Below are 14,631 nucleotides of genomic sequence, written 5' to 3'. Positions count from 1 at the left end.
GGCACTTACCAGCGAACGAGAACCGCGCCCCAGGTGAAGCCGCCGCCCATCGCTTCCAGGAGCACGAGATCACCCTTCTTGATGCGACCGTCGGCGACAGCCACCGAAAGCGCCAGCGGCACGGAAGCAGCCGAGGTGTTACCGTGCAAATCGACGGTGACCACCACCTTTTGCTCAGCAATCCCGAGCTTCTTGGCCGAAGCGTCAATAATGCGTTTATTGGCCTGATGCGGCACGAACCAGTCGAGGTCGTCGGCGGTTATGCCGGCCTGCGAAAACGTCGCCTCGATAACGTCGGTGATCATGCCGACGGCGTGCTTGAACACCTCGCGGCCTTCCATCCTGAGATGGCCGACCGTGCCGGTGGTCGAGGGACCGCCATCGACGAAAAGCTTGTCCTTGTGGGCGCCGTCGGAGCGCAGGCTCATCGCCAGCACGCCACGGTCGGCAATGCCGCCGGTGCCCTCATCCGCTTCCAGCACCAGCGCGCCGGCGCCGTCGCCGAACAACACGCAGGTCGAGCGGTCGCTCCAGTCGAGGATGCGCGAAAAGGTCTCCGCGCCGATCACCAGCACGCGCTTGGCGAGGCCGCCTCTGATGTAGAGGTCGGCGGTGGTCACCGCATAGACGAAGCCCGAGCACACCGCCTGCAGGTCGAAGGCAAAGCCGTGATGCATGCCGAGCCGGTTCTGGATCTCGACGGCGGTTGCCGGAAAGGTGTTGTTGGGCGTCGAGGTCGCCAGCACGATCAGGTCGATGTCGTCAGGCGAAAGACCAGCATTGTCGAGCGCTGCGCGCGCCGCCGCCTCGCCCAGGGATGCCGTCGTCTCGTCATCGGCGGCGATATGGCGCTGGCGGATGCCGGTGCGCTGGGCGATCCACTCGTCCGAGGTCTCGACCATGCCTTCGAAATCGGCATTCTTCATGATGCGGCGGGGCAGCGCAGCACCGGTGCCGCGCACGACTGATCTGATCAAAGCTCTTTCCTATTCCTTTTCGTCGACGGTGGCGTCGGATTTCCTGTTTGCCTGGGCATGCGGGTTGCGCGCATGGAACAGGTCGAGATCGGCCTCGATGCGGTCGATCAGATTGTTGCGCACCATGTCGTAGCCAAGCTCGATGGCCGCCGCGAAACCGTCCGAATCGGCGCCGCCATGGCTCTTTACCACGATGCCGTTCAGACCCAGGAAAACACCGCCATTGGAGCGGCCTGGATCGAGCTTTTCGCGCAGGCGGTCGAAAGCGCCCTTGGCGAAGACATAGCCGATCCTGGCCATCAGCGTGCGGTTCATCGCGGCGCGCAGATAGCCTGAGATCTGGCGCACAGTGCCTTCTGCCGTCTTGAGCGCGATGTTGCCGGCAAAGCCCTCGGTGACGACCACGTCGACCGTGCCCTTGCCGATGTCGTCACCCTCGACGAAGCCATGATAATTCATCGAGGCCATGTTGGCCTCGCGCAGCATGCGCCCGGCTTCCTTGACCTCTTCCTGTCCCTTGATCTCCTCGACGCCGACATTGAGCAGGCCGACTTTCGGCCGGTCGATGCCGAACACCGAGCGCGCCATGCCGGTGCCGAGAATGGCAAAGTCGATCAGCTGGTGCGCATCGGCGCCGATGGTGGCGCCGACATCCAGCACCACGCTCTCGCCGCGCATCGTGGGCCAGATCGCCGCGATCGCCGGACGGTCGATGGTCGCCATCGTGCGCAGGCAGAATTTCGACATCGCCATCAGCGCGCCGGTATTGCCGGCCGAAATGCAGGCCTGCGCGCTGCCACTCTTGACTGCTTCGACAGCCTTCCACATCGACGACTTCCAGCGGCCGTGGCGCAGCGCCTGGCTCGGCTTGTCGTCCATCCTGACCGCGACTTCACAATGGTGGAACTCGCTGACCTCGGCCAGTTTGGGGAATTTGGCGAGTTCGGGGCGCACCAATTCCTCGCGCCCATATATGACGAAGCGGATGTCGGGACGCCTGACGGCGACCGTCATGAGTGCCGGGATGACCACGTTTGGCCCGTGATCGCCACCCATGGCATCGATGGAAATCCTGATCACGCGGTCTTTATCTCACTAGCTTGGGCCAGGGCACATGGCCCGCGAAAGAAATACGAAACTCGCGAAATTCAGGGGCTCGCGAAGGTTCGGCGAAAATAGCGGTTTTGGGCTGCCGCACAACCGGCTTTTCTCCGATCGCTTCGTGTTTTAGGATTTTCCAAGCAAGGATCGCAGCTTTTGCTGGAATTCATTCTCGACGGGCTCGTTCGGGCCGGCGGCATCGAGCGAGGCGCCTGCCTTGCGCGGATAGGGATCGATCGCCAGCCCGAAGAACTGTTCGGCGAGCGCGCCGACGTCGATCGTGTCGCCGGAGAAAGTTTCCGGGCTGTCCGGCCCTTCGGCGTCGAGCAGGATTTCGCCACCGCCTTCGAAACCTTGCCGTCCGAGTTTGGATTGTTCGGGCAGGAACAGCGCCTCGACCTCTTCGTCGATATGGGCCGCGACCGGCTCAAGGGTGACGATGCAGGCCTGGGTGATATCAGCCTCGACGCGGCCGCTGACCTTGACGCCATTGCGCTTCCACGGCGCCACCAAAAGCTCAGCACGGTAGTTTTCGACCGAAAGCAGCTCGTGCTCGCGCGCAAGCATTGCGCGCTGCGCGGCGTCGGCATCGATCACCACCTGCAAACCTTTGTGCGGCAGGCGGCCGACATTGGCCGCAAATGAGACCGGGCTAGGCGTGTCCACATGTTTCATCTTGGTCTCCCCTCCTCACTCCGCTTTCGCGACGGGAAACGCCACGGCACCGGAAACGATCGATTCGGACGGCTGTGCTTCAAGCTGCCTTGCGGCATCGATTACATAGGACGCCAGCGGCAAGGCTTGCGGCCAGGCGCCGGCATCGGGTCTGACATTGCGCGCCAGGGCGGCAGCAAGCGCGTCGCGGTCGCTGCGTTCCAGCGCGTCGTCATAGGCGGCGGTACGGCCGTAGAACATTTTGGCCAGCCTCTTCATGCGCTTGGGCACGCCGACATCGCCAACGCCCAGTTCCCGCAGCGAATGCTCGACATCGAGAAAGAACTCGTCGATCAGCACCTGCGCGACCTCATGCGCGACGCCCTCTTCGCCGCGGAGCCGGTGCTGAAACAGGAACATGTGCAGCGACAGCATCTCGAAACGGCCGAGCGGCGTATCCGGCACATTCCAGTGGGAATAAAACACGGTCTGCCGCGCCGCCGCCACGATTTGTGCGTAAAGCGCCTCGGTGATAGCGCGGTTGGCGTTGCGTTCGCGGCCAAAAAGGCGCTGGAACATTGAGGGTGGTCTCCTGGGGACCGATTGTTTGAATGGGCCTTGTTGCATCGGCAAGCAAGCTGGTTTACCGGTTTTGCCGCCCAGCGCAAGTTGCGGCCAGCTAATGGAGTTGTTGTTGCGCGCGCTGAAATTCAAGTCGACTTTTCTGCCTGGGGCCACCGCCGCGGTTTCGCTGGTGCTGGTGGCTTCCGCGCTGTCGGGCTGCAATTCGTCCAAGATGTTCGGCGACCTTAACCCTAGCGAGACGCTGACGCAGGGCTATGTTATCGACCAGCAGGCGGTCAATTCGGTGCCGGTGGGCTCCAGCCGCGAACAGGTGCTTCTGGCGCTCGGCACGCCATCGACGAAAGCCACCTTCGACAATGAGGCGTTCTATTACATTTCGCAGACGCGCAAGCGCTATGTCGCTTTCGACAAGCCGCGCCTGGTCGACCAGAAAGTGCTCGCGGTCTATTTTGGCGAGGACGGGCGCGTCACCCAGATTGCCAATTACGGTCTGAAGGACGGTAAGATTTTCGACTTCATCTCGCGCACCACGCCGACCGGCGGCAAGGACCAGAACTTCCTCAGCCAGATCATCAAAGGCGCCAGCAAGCTGGCGCCCCCCATTCCTGGCGGCGGCGCCTAAGAAGCGACCGCCTTCCTTAGATTTTTGCTTCCCCCGAAGCGACACCATCTCAGGCGACCAAAAGCCCGCGGGAGCGATCCTGCGGGCTTTTGTTTTGAGGTCATGCGGCCGCAACACCCGTCGCGCTTTGCCGCGCGTGGCCTGATCGGCCGCCGGGCTCCAGCGAGGCGCGGTGCACAGCCGCACTCTGCCGCGCTTCCGAAGGCGTCATGCCGAAATGCCGGCGGAAGGCGTGGTTGAAGGTCGAGAGATCGCCGAAGCCGGCGTCGAAGGCGATGGCGCCGATGGTGCGGTGTGCCAGGCGCAGGTCGGATAGCTTGCTGCAAACCAGCGCCAGCCGCCGGCCAAGCACGAACTGCGACAGCGAGGTACCCTCACCCTCGAACAGCTTTCTGATATAGCGCGCGCTGACGCGGTGGCGCCCGGCCAGCGCGTCGGACCCGACATCGCCGGAAGCCAGATTGCTTTCGATATCGGCTTTGATGGCGCGCAGCCGCGCGGCGCGTATGCCGCGACCTGCGGCGACCTCGGTGGCGTCCTGCGTTGCCCCAACCACGACCGCGACAAGGTCCTGTATGTGCTTGGCGGCAAGCCAGCGCAATTCGGATGCGGCCAGGTTCGGCTCCTGCATCAGCAGACGGACATAGCTGGTCAGCAGCAAGAACTTTTCGCCCACGCATGACATCGGCGTCATCAGGGCAGCATCCGCATTCGCAGCCATGGGCCCGAGCGCTGCCTTGGGGATGGTGATGAAGAGATGATGCGACATCGCCCGTTCGATCACATGCGGATCAGAGGAGGACAGAAGGATTGCCTGGCCGGCCTCGATGCTGGCCTCGCGGCCGAGATGCGAGAAGGTGGCAGCGCCCTCCAGACACATGAAGAAAATGTAGTCATCGGTCCCCTTGGCCATGGCGCGGGAACGGATGGTGCGGAAGGCGGTGGTCCTCGAATCGGCAATGCCGACGCCCGGTAGCCGCAGGATGGTCGCGTCGACGGAGAGCTTTTCCTCCGTGACGTTAAAATCCATGTCGGTCACCATCCGGCGCAACAGGTCGCAATAGACGTTTCGCCATTCCGCTCGCGGCCACATGGCGGTCGAAAAGCGCGCATGCGCAAACTCGGGGGGTCGAATAGTCATGGGGTACTCCCAAGCGATTGTCTTCATTTCACTGTCGTTCGTAGTCGAGGCTCGTTCCATGAACGGCCTCTCATTCGACGGCGGCAATCGGGGGGCAGTGGATGGCTACAATGATTTGCGCACTTGGACAAAAGACTATTTATGAAGCTATGGATGAGCTTTGTTCATTCATGCTAAGGAACCCATGGCGGGATCGGGTAACGGCAAATGACAAGACGGCTTCCACAACTGGAATCCATTCGTGCTTTCGAGGTCATTGCCCGGCTGGGCAGCTTCAAGCGCGCCGGCGATGAGCTGAATGTTACGCCAAGCGCGCTCAGCCACCGCATCGCCGATCTCGAAGCCGATCTCGGCGTGCTTCTGTTCACCCGCCATGTCCGCCGCGTCGAACTCACGCTTGAAGGCGAAAGATTGTCCGCGGGCGTGCGACGCGCACTGCTGGAAATCCAGAGCACGATCGCCAGTGTCGCGCGCAACGAGCGCACGAGGCTGAGGGTCACCGCCATTCCTTCGCATGCCGTGCGCTGGCTGGCCCCGCGTCTGCACAGGTTTCGCAAAAAGCATCCCGAAACAGAGATCGACATCAATGCGGATCTTGCAGTCGTCGACCTTTCGCAGCGAACAGTCGACATCGCATTGCGCTTCGGCGGCGGACACTATCCGGCCGTCGAGACCGAATGGCTGATGGCAGATGCGATCTTTCCTGTCGTCAGTCCCGACTATCTCGCCGCCAACGGCCCGGTCAGAGACCAGCACGATGTGCTGCGACTGTTCCGCATCCTCGACACGACGGCCGAAAATGACGAGAGTGGCGCCAATTGGCGCCACTGGTTCGAGAGAAACAATCTGCCGCTGGATACGGTTGGCGACGGCATGAATCTGAATGGCACCTTGTTGGCGGTCGAAGCGGCGGCGAGCGGTCTGGGCGTCGCCATCGCGAGGAAGTCGCTGGTCGAGAGCGATTTGCGCACCGGCAGGCTCGTCCGCCTCCTGACGACGGACATACCGACGAACTGGAACCACTACGTCGTCGTCCACCCGTCCATCTCCGCCTGGGAGCCTGCCAGATCGTTCATCAACTGGCTGAAGGCGGAAGCCGGCGACAACACCGGCGACGGTTGACCTCGGCGGCCGTCCAGGAGCTCTCATCGGAAGGCGTCGGGGCTCACGGACTCATCGTATCGGCCAGTTGCTCATCCTTGCGGCCCGACTGGTTCGCCGCCTTGGCGGCAAGCGCTGCCGCCATCTGGCTCTCCAGCTCGCGCAGCTTGGCGTCGAGTGTCGCCATGCCGCCCCAGGCGAATGTCGCGCGGTACAGCGGTGCGATCTCGGGCGTCAGGAATTCGACCAGGGTTTCGTCCTCGACCCAGACCTTGAGCACCTTGAACAGGCGGGCATCGATCAGCCCGCTATGCCAGCCCATGCGGGCGGCAATGCCCTGGATGGTTTCGGTCGAATTGGGCGTGCTGAGCAGCACATGCGAGCCGGAGCGCAGGCGCATGTTCGGGTCGAAGCCGATGCCGAGCGGCGCTTGCTGGTCCAGAACCGTGCCGCACGGCAGGATTTCGATCAGCGAGCCGAAATCGTCGCCGAGGCAGACAAACCACGCGCCCTCAGGAAATGGCGGCGACGGCGCACGAACCGCGGTGGCGACAAGCATTTCGGCAAGGACGCTGGCGACGGCCTGCGGATCGCGGGCGTTGAATGAAGCGTGATGCAGCATGGCAATACTCCTGTTTTCAACGGCGGCGGCCGGCAGAAGTGCCGACCCATGCCGCGGCGTTCCGCAAAAACTGAATCACCGGCTGAGCGTCAGGATGACCGCGGCAAACAGGCAGGCGTATTCGGCCAGTCCAAGCACAAGGCGCAAATTGTGGTTGGCCGCCCAGCTGTCGCGCGTCTGCGCCCAATCATCGGGGATGGTCACCGGCGTCCAGCTCTGCACCTGTTTGTTGAGCGGCACCTGACGGCTGACGGTGAAGCCAATGTCGAGCACCACCAGCGCCGCGGCGACGATGGTCAGGATGCGCGGCAGGCCGGCATCGACCGCAAACATCGCCATCGCCGCGATCAGCACCAGCGTCGTCAGCCTGACGAACGGCATCACCCGGGTAAACGTCCGGTCGCGCATCTGATGCATGGCCATGTACTGGCCGGCGGTAAGATCATCGATGCGAAAATCGTGGATTACGCCCGACACGTAGATGCCGGCAATAATTCCAGCCAGCGCAAGCGAAGCCGCCATCAAGAAAATGTCCATGTCTTTTCCCTGCCCGAATGTCGTTTCCCTGGCCAAAATCGCCGCAGAGGCGAGCCCGACACCGCGCCTATTGCAATGTCCTGGCCAATGGCCGGGGTATTAAAGCAGGCGGACGGTCCGGGCTTGGGTAGGATGGAACGATGTTTTGGGCAATGCGGCCCTCCGATTGCGTCGGAAACATCAAGTGCCGTGAGGTCGAAACCTATCAGCAAACCTTGACGCGTACTTGCCAGCGACCGGTCAAATTCGTATCAGACCGTGCTGGCCAATGGAGCATCACGCTGAATTGGGAGGAGCATCCGTGCCGGAAAAAACCCGGACAAAACCGACAGGCTGGATGGCGACCGGAACGGCTGACAGCCAAGTGGTCACGCCTGACTGGATGCCCATCGAGCCGGTGACGATCGATGGCGTGAGGGTCAAGGAGATCAGGCCGGTCGCAACCTCCACCGGCTATCTGACCGAGATCTTTCGCGAGGAGTGGGAGCTCGATTCGGAGCCGGTCGGCCAGGTCTTCCAACGCACCTTGTATCCCGGCGCGGTGACGGGCTGGCATGCCCATGCGGTGACGACCGACCGGCTGTTCTGCTGCGTCGGCAGCGTTCGCATTTCGCTGTTTGACGGACGCAAGGCCTCGCCGACCTTCGGCGCCGTCTGGCACAAGATTATCGGCCCGTTGCGCCCGGCGGTCGTCATCATTCCACCCGGAATATGGCACGGTGTTGTTTCGCTCGGAGCGGAGACGGCGGTGCTGCTCAACCTCGTCGACAAGGCCTATGCCTACAATCAGCCCGACCATTGGCGCCTGCCGCCAGACACCGACCACATTCCCTACAGACTGGTGTAGCGTGGAAGCATCGGCGCAGCGCGATCAGGCCGGCGGCGAACCGCTGGTTTCGATCGTGATCGCGACGCACAACCGGCCGGCAGCACTGCGGCAGGCATTGACCAGCGTCATGCGCCAGACGTTGCAAGACTGGGAAGCCTTGGTCATCGGCGACGATTGCAGGCCGGATACGGCGGCCGTTGCCGCCGAATTTGACGATACCCGCATCGTCTACATCGATCTTCCCGTCAATTTCGGCGAACAGTCCGGTCCCAACAATATCGGCTTTGCCAGGGCGCGTGGCCGCTTCGTCGCCTTGCTCAACCACGACGATCTGTGGTTTCCCGACCATTTGGCGGCGATGACCGGCTGGATCGACGCCTCGGGCGCCGACGTGGTGCTGGCGCGCGGTGCCGTCATCCAGCCGCCGTCGGCGGCCGGCAATCCTGTCAATTCGATCTTCGGGATCGGCAAGGATGGTTTTTACGACCCCGTCACGACGGAAGGATTTGGCTCAGCACACATGTTTCGCCGCGCTTCGTTCAGCCTGCTCGGACCTTGGCGACCTGCCAGCCAGTGCTTTTGCGAAAGCTCGCAGGACTGGCTGTTTCGGGCATGGCGAAAGGGCGCGGTGATCGCGACGATGCCGCACCTCACGGTGATCAAGCTGCATTCCGGCATACGCAAGGGTTCCTATCTCGGCGACAATGCGCAGGAACAGAAGGATCTTCTGGACGCCATGCAGACGCCGGACGCCTTGCGCGTGAAAATCCTTGGCTGCGCGGGCGAACCCATTCGCGTGGCAGCATCGAGTTATCTCAGGCGCAGGCTGATGGCGGCTCTTGGCATCCATCCCCGCGCCCGCGCCTTCCGCCGCAAGTATAAGCGAGGCGCCTTCCTTGCCAAGCTGCGGCGCCTGCGTGGCCTGGCGCCGATGCCTGAGCGCGAACCTGGCGTGAGCGAATTGCTCGATCGCTACAGCAAGCGCGGCGATGCCGGGACCGAGCCGGATGAGGGTTGACTGCCACCAGCGTAAATCTCAAACAAAAACCCGCGGGATCGCTCCCGCGGGTTTGTTCCTGAAGCAGTGGCGTTGCCTTAGCCGTGCGCGAGCACGGCCAGCAGCAGAAGCGCCACGATGTTGGTGATCTTGATTGCCGGGTTGACCGCCGGGCCGGCGGTGTCCTTGTAGGGATCGCCAACCGTGTCGCCGGTGACCGAAGCCTTGTGCGCTTCGGACCCCTTGAGGTGCTTGACGCCGTCCTTGTCGACAAAACCGTCCTCGAACGACTTCTTGGCATTGTCCCAGGCGCCGCCGCCCGAAGTCATCGAGATGGCGACGAACAGGCCGTTGACGATGACGCCGAGCAACGAGGCGCCGAGCGCCGCAAAGGCGGACGCCTTGGAGCCCGAGATCAGCTGCACGCCGAAATAGACGACGAGCGGCGCCAGCACCGGCAGCAGCGAGGGGATGATCATTTCGCGGATCGCCGCCTTGGTCAGAAGGTCGACGGCGCGGGCATAGTTTGGCTTGGAGGTGCCGGCCATGATGCCCGGATCCTCGCGGAACTGCTTGCGCACTTCCTCGACGATGGCGCCGGCCGCACGGCCGACGGCCGTCATGGCGATGCCGCCGAACAGATACGGGATCAGACCGCCGAAGATCAGGCCGGCTACGACGTAGGGATTGGAGAGGTCGAAGGAGACATCGCCCATGCCCTGGAAGTACGGATATTTGTCGCCATTGGCGGCAAAGAACTTCAAATCGTTCGAATAGGCCGCAAACAGCACCAGCGCGCCGAGGCCGGCCGAACCGATGGCATAGCCCTTGGTCACCGCCTTGGTGGTGTTGCCGACCGCGTCGAGCGCGTCGGTGGAGTGGCGCACTTCCTTGGGCAGGCCGGCCATTTCGGCAATGCCGCCGGCATTGTCGGTGACCGGGCCGAAGGCGTCGAGGGCGACGATCATGCCGGCAAGGCCGAGCATGGTGGTGACCGCGATCGCCGTGCCGAACAGGCCGGCGAGCTGGTAGGTCGAGATGATGCCGCCGACGATGACGATTGCCGGCAGTGCGGTCGATTCGAGCGACACCGCAAGTCCCTGGATGACGTTGGTGCCGTGACCGGTCACCGAGGCCTGGGCGATGGAGTTCACCGGGCGCTTGTTGGTGCCGGTATAGTATTCGGTGATCACCACGATAAGACCGGTCACAACGAGACCGATCAGGCCGCAGATGAACAGGTTCTTGCCGATGATGGTCATGCCGGCGACGGTGCCGACCTCGCCCCAGCCGACGGTTGCCGAGGTAGCGACACCGAGACCGACGATCGACAGCAGGCCGGTGACGATCAGGCCTTTGTAGAGGGCGCCCATGATCGAGCCGTTGGAACCGAGCTTGACGAAGAAGGTGCCGACGATCGAGGTCAGGATACAGGCGCCGCAGATCGCGAGCGGATAGAGCATCGCCGCACCCAGAGCGGCGGTTCCGCCGAAGAAGATGGCAGCCAGCACCATGGTGGCAACGACGGTCACCGCATAGGTCTCGAAGAGGTCGGCGGCCATGCCGGCGCAATCACCGACATTATCGCCGACATTGTCGGCGATGGTGGCCGGGTTGCGCGGATCGTCTTCGGGAATACCGGCTTCGACCTTGCCCACGAGATCGCCGCCGACGTCGGCGCCCTTGGTGAAGATGCCGCCGCCCAGACGGGCGAAGATCGAGATCAGCGAAGCGCCGAAGCCGAGCGAAACCAGCGCATCGATGACGATGCGGTCATTGGGCTGCAGGCCCATCGGGCCGGTCAGAATATAGTAGTAAATCGACACGCCGAGCAGCGCCAGGCCAGCCACCAGCATACCGGTGATGGCGCCCGACTTGAAGGCGATGTCGAGACCGGCGGCGAGGCTGTTGGACGCAGCCTGCGCGGTGCGCACATTGGCGCGCACCGAGACGTGCATGCCGATGAAACCGGCGGCGCCCGAAAGCACGGCGCCGATCAGGAAGCCGACCGCGGCGGTGATCGAAAGCAGCCACCAGGCGAGCACGAGCACGACCACGCCGACAATGGCGATGGTGGTGTACTGGCGCGCCAGATAGGCTTGCGCGCCTTCGCGGATGGCGGCGGAGATTTCCTGCATGCGTGCGTTGCCCTGATCGGCTGCAAGAACCGATCGTGTCGCCCAGATGGCGTAAAGGATTGAAAGCAAGCCGCAGGCGATGACGGCAGAAATGATGGTCATTGCCGAATTTTCCTCGATTGATGGCCCAAAAGAACCCCTCCCTGGGCCGTTGGTGCGGGGAGCGGATAAGCCTAGGCGGAATCCGTCCTTCGCAGCGGTGTATGCGAAACAGGGCTCGGAACGTCAAGATATTGTTCGGTTTTTGCCCCGCTTTCAGCCAAAAGGTTTAGGCCAGAACATTCCCGTGGCCGATGCCTTGCTATTAGATCGGTTGAAATGACGCTGCGTCAGTCAATGCTTTGCCCGCAGTCCAGCGAAGGTCAGTCGCCAGTCTCCTGCCCCATCTTGCGCGCCGTATAGCGCTCGATGGCGGACAGTCCGTCATAGATCAGCATCGCCAGCGCCGCGACGATCAGGCCGCCTTGCAGGACGAAGGCGAGATTGTTGGACAGCAGGCCGGCGATGATCACCTCGCCCAGCGTCTTGGCGGCAACCGTCGAGCCGATCGTCGCCGTGGCCAGGCTGATCACCACCGACAGCCTTATTCCTCCCAGAATGATCGGCGCGCTCAGCGGCAATTCGACCTTGACCAGTCTTTGCCAGCCCGTCATGCCGGCGCCGCGCGCGGCCTCCATGATGTTGCCGGGCAGCGTTGTGAGGCCGGTCAGCGCGTTCTCGAAGATCGGCAGCAGGCCGTAGAGAAACAGCGCAATCAGCGTCGGCTTCTCGCCGAAACCGACGGCGGGCACCGCCAGCGCCAGCACCGCCACCGGCGGAAAGGTCTGGCCGATATTGACCAGACTGCGCGACAGCGGCAGGAATTCGGCGCCCGCCGGCCTGGTCACCAGGATGGCAAGCGCCACGGCAACGATGGTTGCGGCGACGGTAGCGATCAGCACGGTCCTGAGATGCAGCAGGGTCAGCGTCAGCAGGCTGCCCTGATTGTAGATCGCCGGCGCATTGTTTTCGGTCAGCGGCTTCAACAGCGGCTCGAACCAGCCGGGATTGGTGACGAAGGCTATGAGAAGCACCACCAGTGCAAGCCTGAGCAGCGAAGGCAGCCAGGCTTTTAGACCGGCCCCTTTCATGCCGGCCTCGCCGCGCGCTTCACCAGCCCGTCGACGGTGACGCGGCCGAGCAGCTTGCCGTCTTCGCCCTTGACCGGCAGCGCCGGCCGGCCCGACCACAGAAGCTCGGCCAGCGCGTCGCGCTGGCTGGCGTCGCCTGGGATCGCCTCGCCTTCGGCAGTCCCCTTTTCCACGGCGTCGCGCACGCGGCCGAGCGACAAGAGCCGGAACGGCTTTTCGCTGGCGCCGACCAGGGTTTCGACGAAGGCGTTCGCTGGCCGCGCCAGGATCTCTTCCGGCTTGGCGTATTGCACCAGCTTTCCGGCATCCATGACGGCGATCTTGTCGCCCATATGGACCGCCTCCTCCATGTCGTGGGTGACGAGGATGATGGTGGTGCCGAAGCGCTTCTGGATCGCCAGCAGATCTTCCTGCGCCTTGGTGCGGATGATCGGGTCGAGTGCGCCGAACGGCTCGTCCATCAGAAGCACATTGGGCTCGGCGGCGATCGCGCGCGCGACGCCGACACGCTGCTGTTGCCCGCCGGACAGTTCGTGCGGGTAGCGCTGGCCATAGGCCTCGGGGTCGAGCTGGTAGAGTGTCATCAACTCATCGACGCGGGCCTTGATGCGGTCCTTGTCCCAGCCCAGCAGGACCGGCACGGTGGCGATGTTCTGCGCAACGGTGCGGTGCGGGAACAGGCCGTGGCCCTGGATAGCGTAGCCGATGCTGCGGCGCAGCTCGTAGCCGGGCAGCGTGCGGTTGTCGTTGCCGTCGAGCTTGATGACGCCGGCGGTCGGCTCGACCAGCCGGTTGATCATTCGCAGCAGCGTCGTCTTGCCGGAACCGGAGGTACCGACAATGACGCAAACCGTACGCGGCTCGACGACCATGGACACGTCGTCGACCACGGTCGTCGCGTCATAGCGCTTGGTAATGCCTTCGATCTCGATCATGCCGTTTCAACCCTGCGCCTGGTGGCGGTCATTTCGATCACTGCGTCGAGGATGATGGCCCCGGCGAAGGCCAGCGCCACCGTCGGCACGGCGCCGAGCAGCACCAGGTCCATTGCGGTCTGGCCGACGCCCTGGAAGACGAAGACGCCAAAGCCGCCGCCGCCGATCAGTGCGGCGATGGTGGCCAGGCCGATGTTCTGCACCAGCACGATGCGGATGCCGGTGAGGATCACCGGAAAGGCCAACGGAAACTCGACGCCGAACAGGCGCTGGCCATCGGTCATGCCCATGCCGTGCGCTGCATCATTGGCCGCGCGGGGTACGCCGGCAAGCCCGACCACGGTGTTGGCCACCACCGGCAGCAGCGAATAGAGGAACAAAGCCACGAAGGCGGGCGCGGTGCCGATGCCTCTGATACCGAGCGCTGCGGCACCCGGAACATGCGCGGCGACCCAGCCCAGCGGCGCGATCAGCAGGCCGAACAGCGCGATCGAGGGTATGGTCTGGACGATGTTGAGCACATTGAGCACGCCGGCCCGCAACCGTTCGACGCGGTGGCACAGGATGCCGAGCGGCAGGCCGACGATCACCGCCGCCGCCAGCGACCCCAGCGCCAGCGTGATGTGCTTGGAGCCTTCGGCCCAGAAACTATCGGCGCGGTTTGCATATTCCTTGAGGATCGACAGGCTGTCCCACTGCCCCGATATCAGCAACAAGCCGATGGCCAGCGCCGCGAGGACGAGCACGCCGACGCGGGCCGGTGGCGACAGGTTGAGCCTGGTCAGCACGTCGGCGAGCAACAATGTGAAGGCAAAGATCAACAGCCAGAACCCGGAAGCCGGCGAGATGCGGGCGAAGGTGTTGCCGGCCGGCGTCAGGAAGGTGCCGGCGACACCGATCAGGATGGCAAGGGCGGCGAGCGCCACGACGCTTGCGGCCAGGCGCAGGACAAGCGGGGTTTTCAGCAAGGCAACAATTGCGGCCACGACGACGATCGCCAGCAGTAGCGGCCCGACTGTGGCCGGCAGCGCCTCCAGGATCGAGCGCGCCTGACCGGGAACGATACGATTGGCGCGGAAGGTGGCGAACGGAGCCAGAAACGCCGCATAGGCAACGATCGCCGCGATAACCATGCCGAGCTTGTCGAAACGCAGGGTCATGGATGCCCCTCATGAGGAGCGATTTTCCACGTTGCGCAGACTACGCTGGTGATCGGTGCAAGCCGACGCGAAGTCCGATCTCCCCCCTTGCGGGGGAGATGG

At 63.5% G+C, this 14,631-nt stretch carries 15 protein-coding genes; 4 read left to right on the top strand and 11 right to left on the bottom strand.

Annotated features, from left to right (window positions below; genetic code table 11):
• Positions 1-5 precede the first annotated feature (5 nt).
• The 4 genes from NKJ75_RS04450 to NKJ75_RS04435 all read right to left on the bottom strand — a co-directional run bounded on the left by NKJ75_RS04450 (position 6) and on the right by NKJ75_RS04435 (position 3,311).
• Positions 6-977 (bottom strand): beta-ketoacyl-ACP synthase III, encoded by a 972-nt coding sequence (locus NKJ75_RS04450; protein ID WP_023743609.1) that lies wholly within the window; start codon positions 975-977, stop codon positions 6-8.
• Positions 978-986: 9 nt separating this feature from the next.
• A complete protein-coding gene (plsX, locus tag NKJ75_RS04445) occupies positions 987-2,057 on the bottom strand; it encodes a phosphate acyltransferase PlsX (RefSeq protein WP_023669372.1) in 1,071 nt (356 codons plus the stop codon).
• A 147-nt stretch (positions 2,058-2,204) separates the two neighbouring features.
• Positions 2,205-2,753: a YceD family protein gene (locus NKJ75_RS04440; protein ID WP_023715400.1), complete on the bottom strand. Its 549-nt coding sequence runs from the start codon at positions 2,751-2,753 to the stop codon at positions 2,205-2,207.
• Between the two features lie 15 nt (positions 2,754-2,768).
• Positions 2,769-3,311, bottom strand: coding sequence for a ubiquinol-cytochrome C chaperone family protein (locus tag NKJ75_RS04435; RefSeq protein ID WP_023669369.1), 543 nt, complete (start codon positions 3,309-3,311; stop codon positions 2,769-2,771).
• A gap of 115 nt (positions 3,312-3,426) precedes the next feature.
• Here NKJ75_RS04435 and NKJ75_RS04430 point away from each other — a divergent pair, with 115 nt between their 5' ends.
• Entirely contained in the window at positions 3,427-3,939 is a 513-nt protein-coding gene (locus NKJ75_RS04430; protein ID WP_023834244.1) for an outer membrane protein assembly factor BamE, read from the top strand.
• Positions 3,940-4,039: 100 nt separating this feature from the next.
• Here the strand turns inward: NKJ75_RS04430 and NKJ75_RS04425 are convergent, their stop codons facing one another.
• On the bottom strand, positions 4,040-5,080 hold the full coding sequence (locus tag NKJ75_RS04425) for a helix-turn-helix domain-containing protein (protein WP_352499240.1): 1,041 nt from the start codon (positions 5,078-5,080) through the stop codon (positions 4,040-4,042).
• A 207-nt stretch (positions 5,081-5,287) separates the two neighbouring features.
• Between NKJ75_RS04425 and NKJ75_RS04420 the strand changes: the two genes are divergently transcribed.
• On the top strand, positions 5,288-6,202 hold the full coding sequence (locus tag NKJ75_RS04420) for a LysR substrate-binding domain-containing protein (protein WP_023730859.1): 915 nt from the start codon (positions 5,288-5,290) through the stop codon (positions 6,200-6,202).
• A gap of 43 nt (positions 6,203-6,245) precedes the next feature.
• Here NKJ75_RS04420 and NKJ75_RS04415 read toward each other — a convergent pair whose 3' ends face one another.
• Both NKJ75_RS04415 and NKJ75_RS04410 read right to left on the bottom strand, forming a co-directional pair.
• Positions 6,246-6,803, bottom strand: coding sequence for a hypothetical protein (locus tag NKJ75_RS04415; protein ID WP_023743612.1), 558 nt, complete (start codon positions 6,801-6,803; stop codon positions 6,246-6,248).
• Between the two features lie 75 nt (positions 6,804-6,878).
• On the bottom strand, positions 6,879-7,340 hold the full coding sequence (locus NKJ75_RS04410; RefSeq protein ID WP_023743613.1) for an anthrone oxygenase family protein: 462 nt from the start codon (positions 7,338-7,340) through the stop codon (positions 6,879-6,881).
• A gap of 301 nt (positions 7,341-7,641) precedes the next feature.
• Here NKJ75_RS04410 and NKJ75_RS04405 point away from each other — a divergent pair, with 301 nt between their 5' ends.
• Positions 7,642-8,187 (top strand): dTDP-4-dehydrorhamnose 3,5-epimerase family protein, encoded by a 546-nt coding sequence (locus NKJ75_RS04405; RefSeq protein ID WP_245274162.1) that lies wholly within the window; start codon positions 7,642-7,644, stop codon positions 8,185-8,187.
• A 1-nt stretch (position 8,188) separates the two neighbouring features.
• Entirely contained in the window at positions 8,189-9,187 is a 999-nt protein-coding gene (locus NKJ75_RS04400) for a glycosyltransferase family 2 protein (RefSeq protein ID WP_023834247.1), read from the top strand.
• Between the two features lie 77 nt (positions 9,188-9,264).
• Here the strand turns inward: NKJ75_RS04400 and NKJ75_RS04395 are convergent, their stop codons facing one another.
• The 4 genes from NKJ75_RS04395 to NKJ75_RS04380 form a co-directional block, all read right to left on the bottom strand.
• Positions 9,265-11,406, bottom strand: coding sequence for a sodium-translocating pyrophosphatase (locus tag NKJ75_RS04395; RefSeq protein ID WP_023689501.1), 2,142 nt, complete (start codon positions 11,404-11,406; stop codon positions 9,265-9,267).
• Between the two features lie 260 nt (positions 11,407-11,666).
• The gene (locus NKJ75_RS04390; protein WP_023834248.1) at positions 11,667-12,434 is read right to left on the bottom strand and encodes an ABC transporter permease; all 768 of its coding nucleotides are present in this window, start codon (positions 12,432-12,434) and stop codon (positions 11,667-11,669) included.
• The gene (locus tag NKJ75_RS04385; protein WP_352499239.1) at positions 12,431-13,369 is read right to left on the bottom strand and encodes an ABC transporter ATP-binding protein; all 939 of its coding nucleotides are present in this window, start codon (positions 13,367-13,369) and stop codon (positions 12,431-12,433) included. The genes NKJ75_RS04390 and NKJ75_RS04385 overlap by 4 nt, the downstream gene beginning before the upstream one ends.
• Positions 13,366-14,529: an ABC transporter permease gene (locus NKJ75_RS04380; protein WP_352499238.1), complete on the bottom strand. Its 1,164-nt coding sequence runs from the start codon at positions 14,527-14,529 to the stop codon at positions 13,366-13,368. Before NKJ75_RS04380 ends, NKJ75_RS04385 begins: the two co-directional genes overlap by 4 nt.
• Positions 14,530-14,631 lie beyond the last annotated feature (102 nt).

It is taken from the genome of Mesorhizobium sp. M0058, from assembly GCF_040323095.1.
Classification (GTDB): Bacteria; Pseudomonadota; Alphaproteobacteria; order Rhizobiales; family Rhizobiaceae; genus Mesorhizobium.
The sequence above is the reverse complement of the archived record's forward strand: the minus strand, read 5'-3'. Positions and strand labels throughout refer to the sequence as shown.

What these genes read in the sequence shown, in the direction of transcription:
- NKJ75_RS04385 (WP_352499239.1), bottom strand. Translation starts at nt 13,369, where the DNA reads ATGATCGAGATCGAAGGCATTACCAAGCGCTATGACGCGACGACCGTG.
- NKJ75_RS04420 (WP_023730859.1), top strand. Translation starts at nt 5,288, where the DNA reads ATGACAAGACGGCTTCCACAACTGGAATCCATTCGTGCTTTCGAGGTC.
- NKJ75_RS04380 (WP_352499238.1), bottom strand. Translation starts at nt 14,529, where the DNA reads ATGACCCTGCGTTTCGACAAGCTCGGCATGGTTATCGCGGCGATCGTT.
- NKJ75_RS04390 (WP_023834248.1), bottom strand. Translation starts at nt 12,434, where the DNA reads ATGAAAGGGGCCGGTCTAAAAGCCTGGCTGCCTTCGCTGCTCAGGCTT.
- NKJ75_RS04395 (WP_023689501.1), bottom strand. Translation starts at nt 11,406, where the DNA reads ATGACCATCATTTCTGCCGTCATCGCCTGCGGCTTGCTTTCAATCCTT.
- NKJ75_RS04435 (WP_023669369.1), bottom strand. Translation starts at nt 3,311, where the DNA reads ATGTTCCAGCGCCTTTTTGGCCGCGAACGCAACGCCAACCGCGCTATC.
- NKJ75_RS04415 (WP_023743612.1), bottom strand. Translation starts at nt 6,803, where the DNA reads ATGCTGCATCACGCTTCATTCAACGCCCGCGATCCGCAGGCCGTCGCC.
- NKJ75_RS04410 (WP_023743613.1), bottom strand. Translation starts at nt 7,340, where the DNA reads ATGGACATTTTCTTGATGGCGGCTTCGCTTGCGCTGGCTGGAATTATT.
- NKJ75_RS04425 (WP_352499240.1), bottom strand. Translation starts at nt 5,080, where the DNA reads ATGACTATTCGACCCCCCGAGTTTGCGCATGCGCGCTTTTCGACCGCC.
- NKJ75_RS04440 (WP_023715400.1), bottom strand. Translation starts at nt 2,753, where the DNA reads ATGAAACATGTGGACACGCCTAGCCCGGTCTCATTTGCGGCCAATGTC.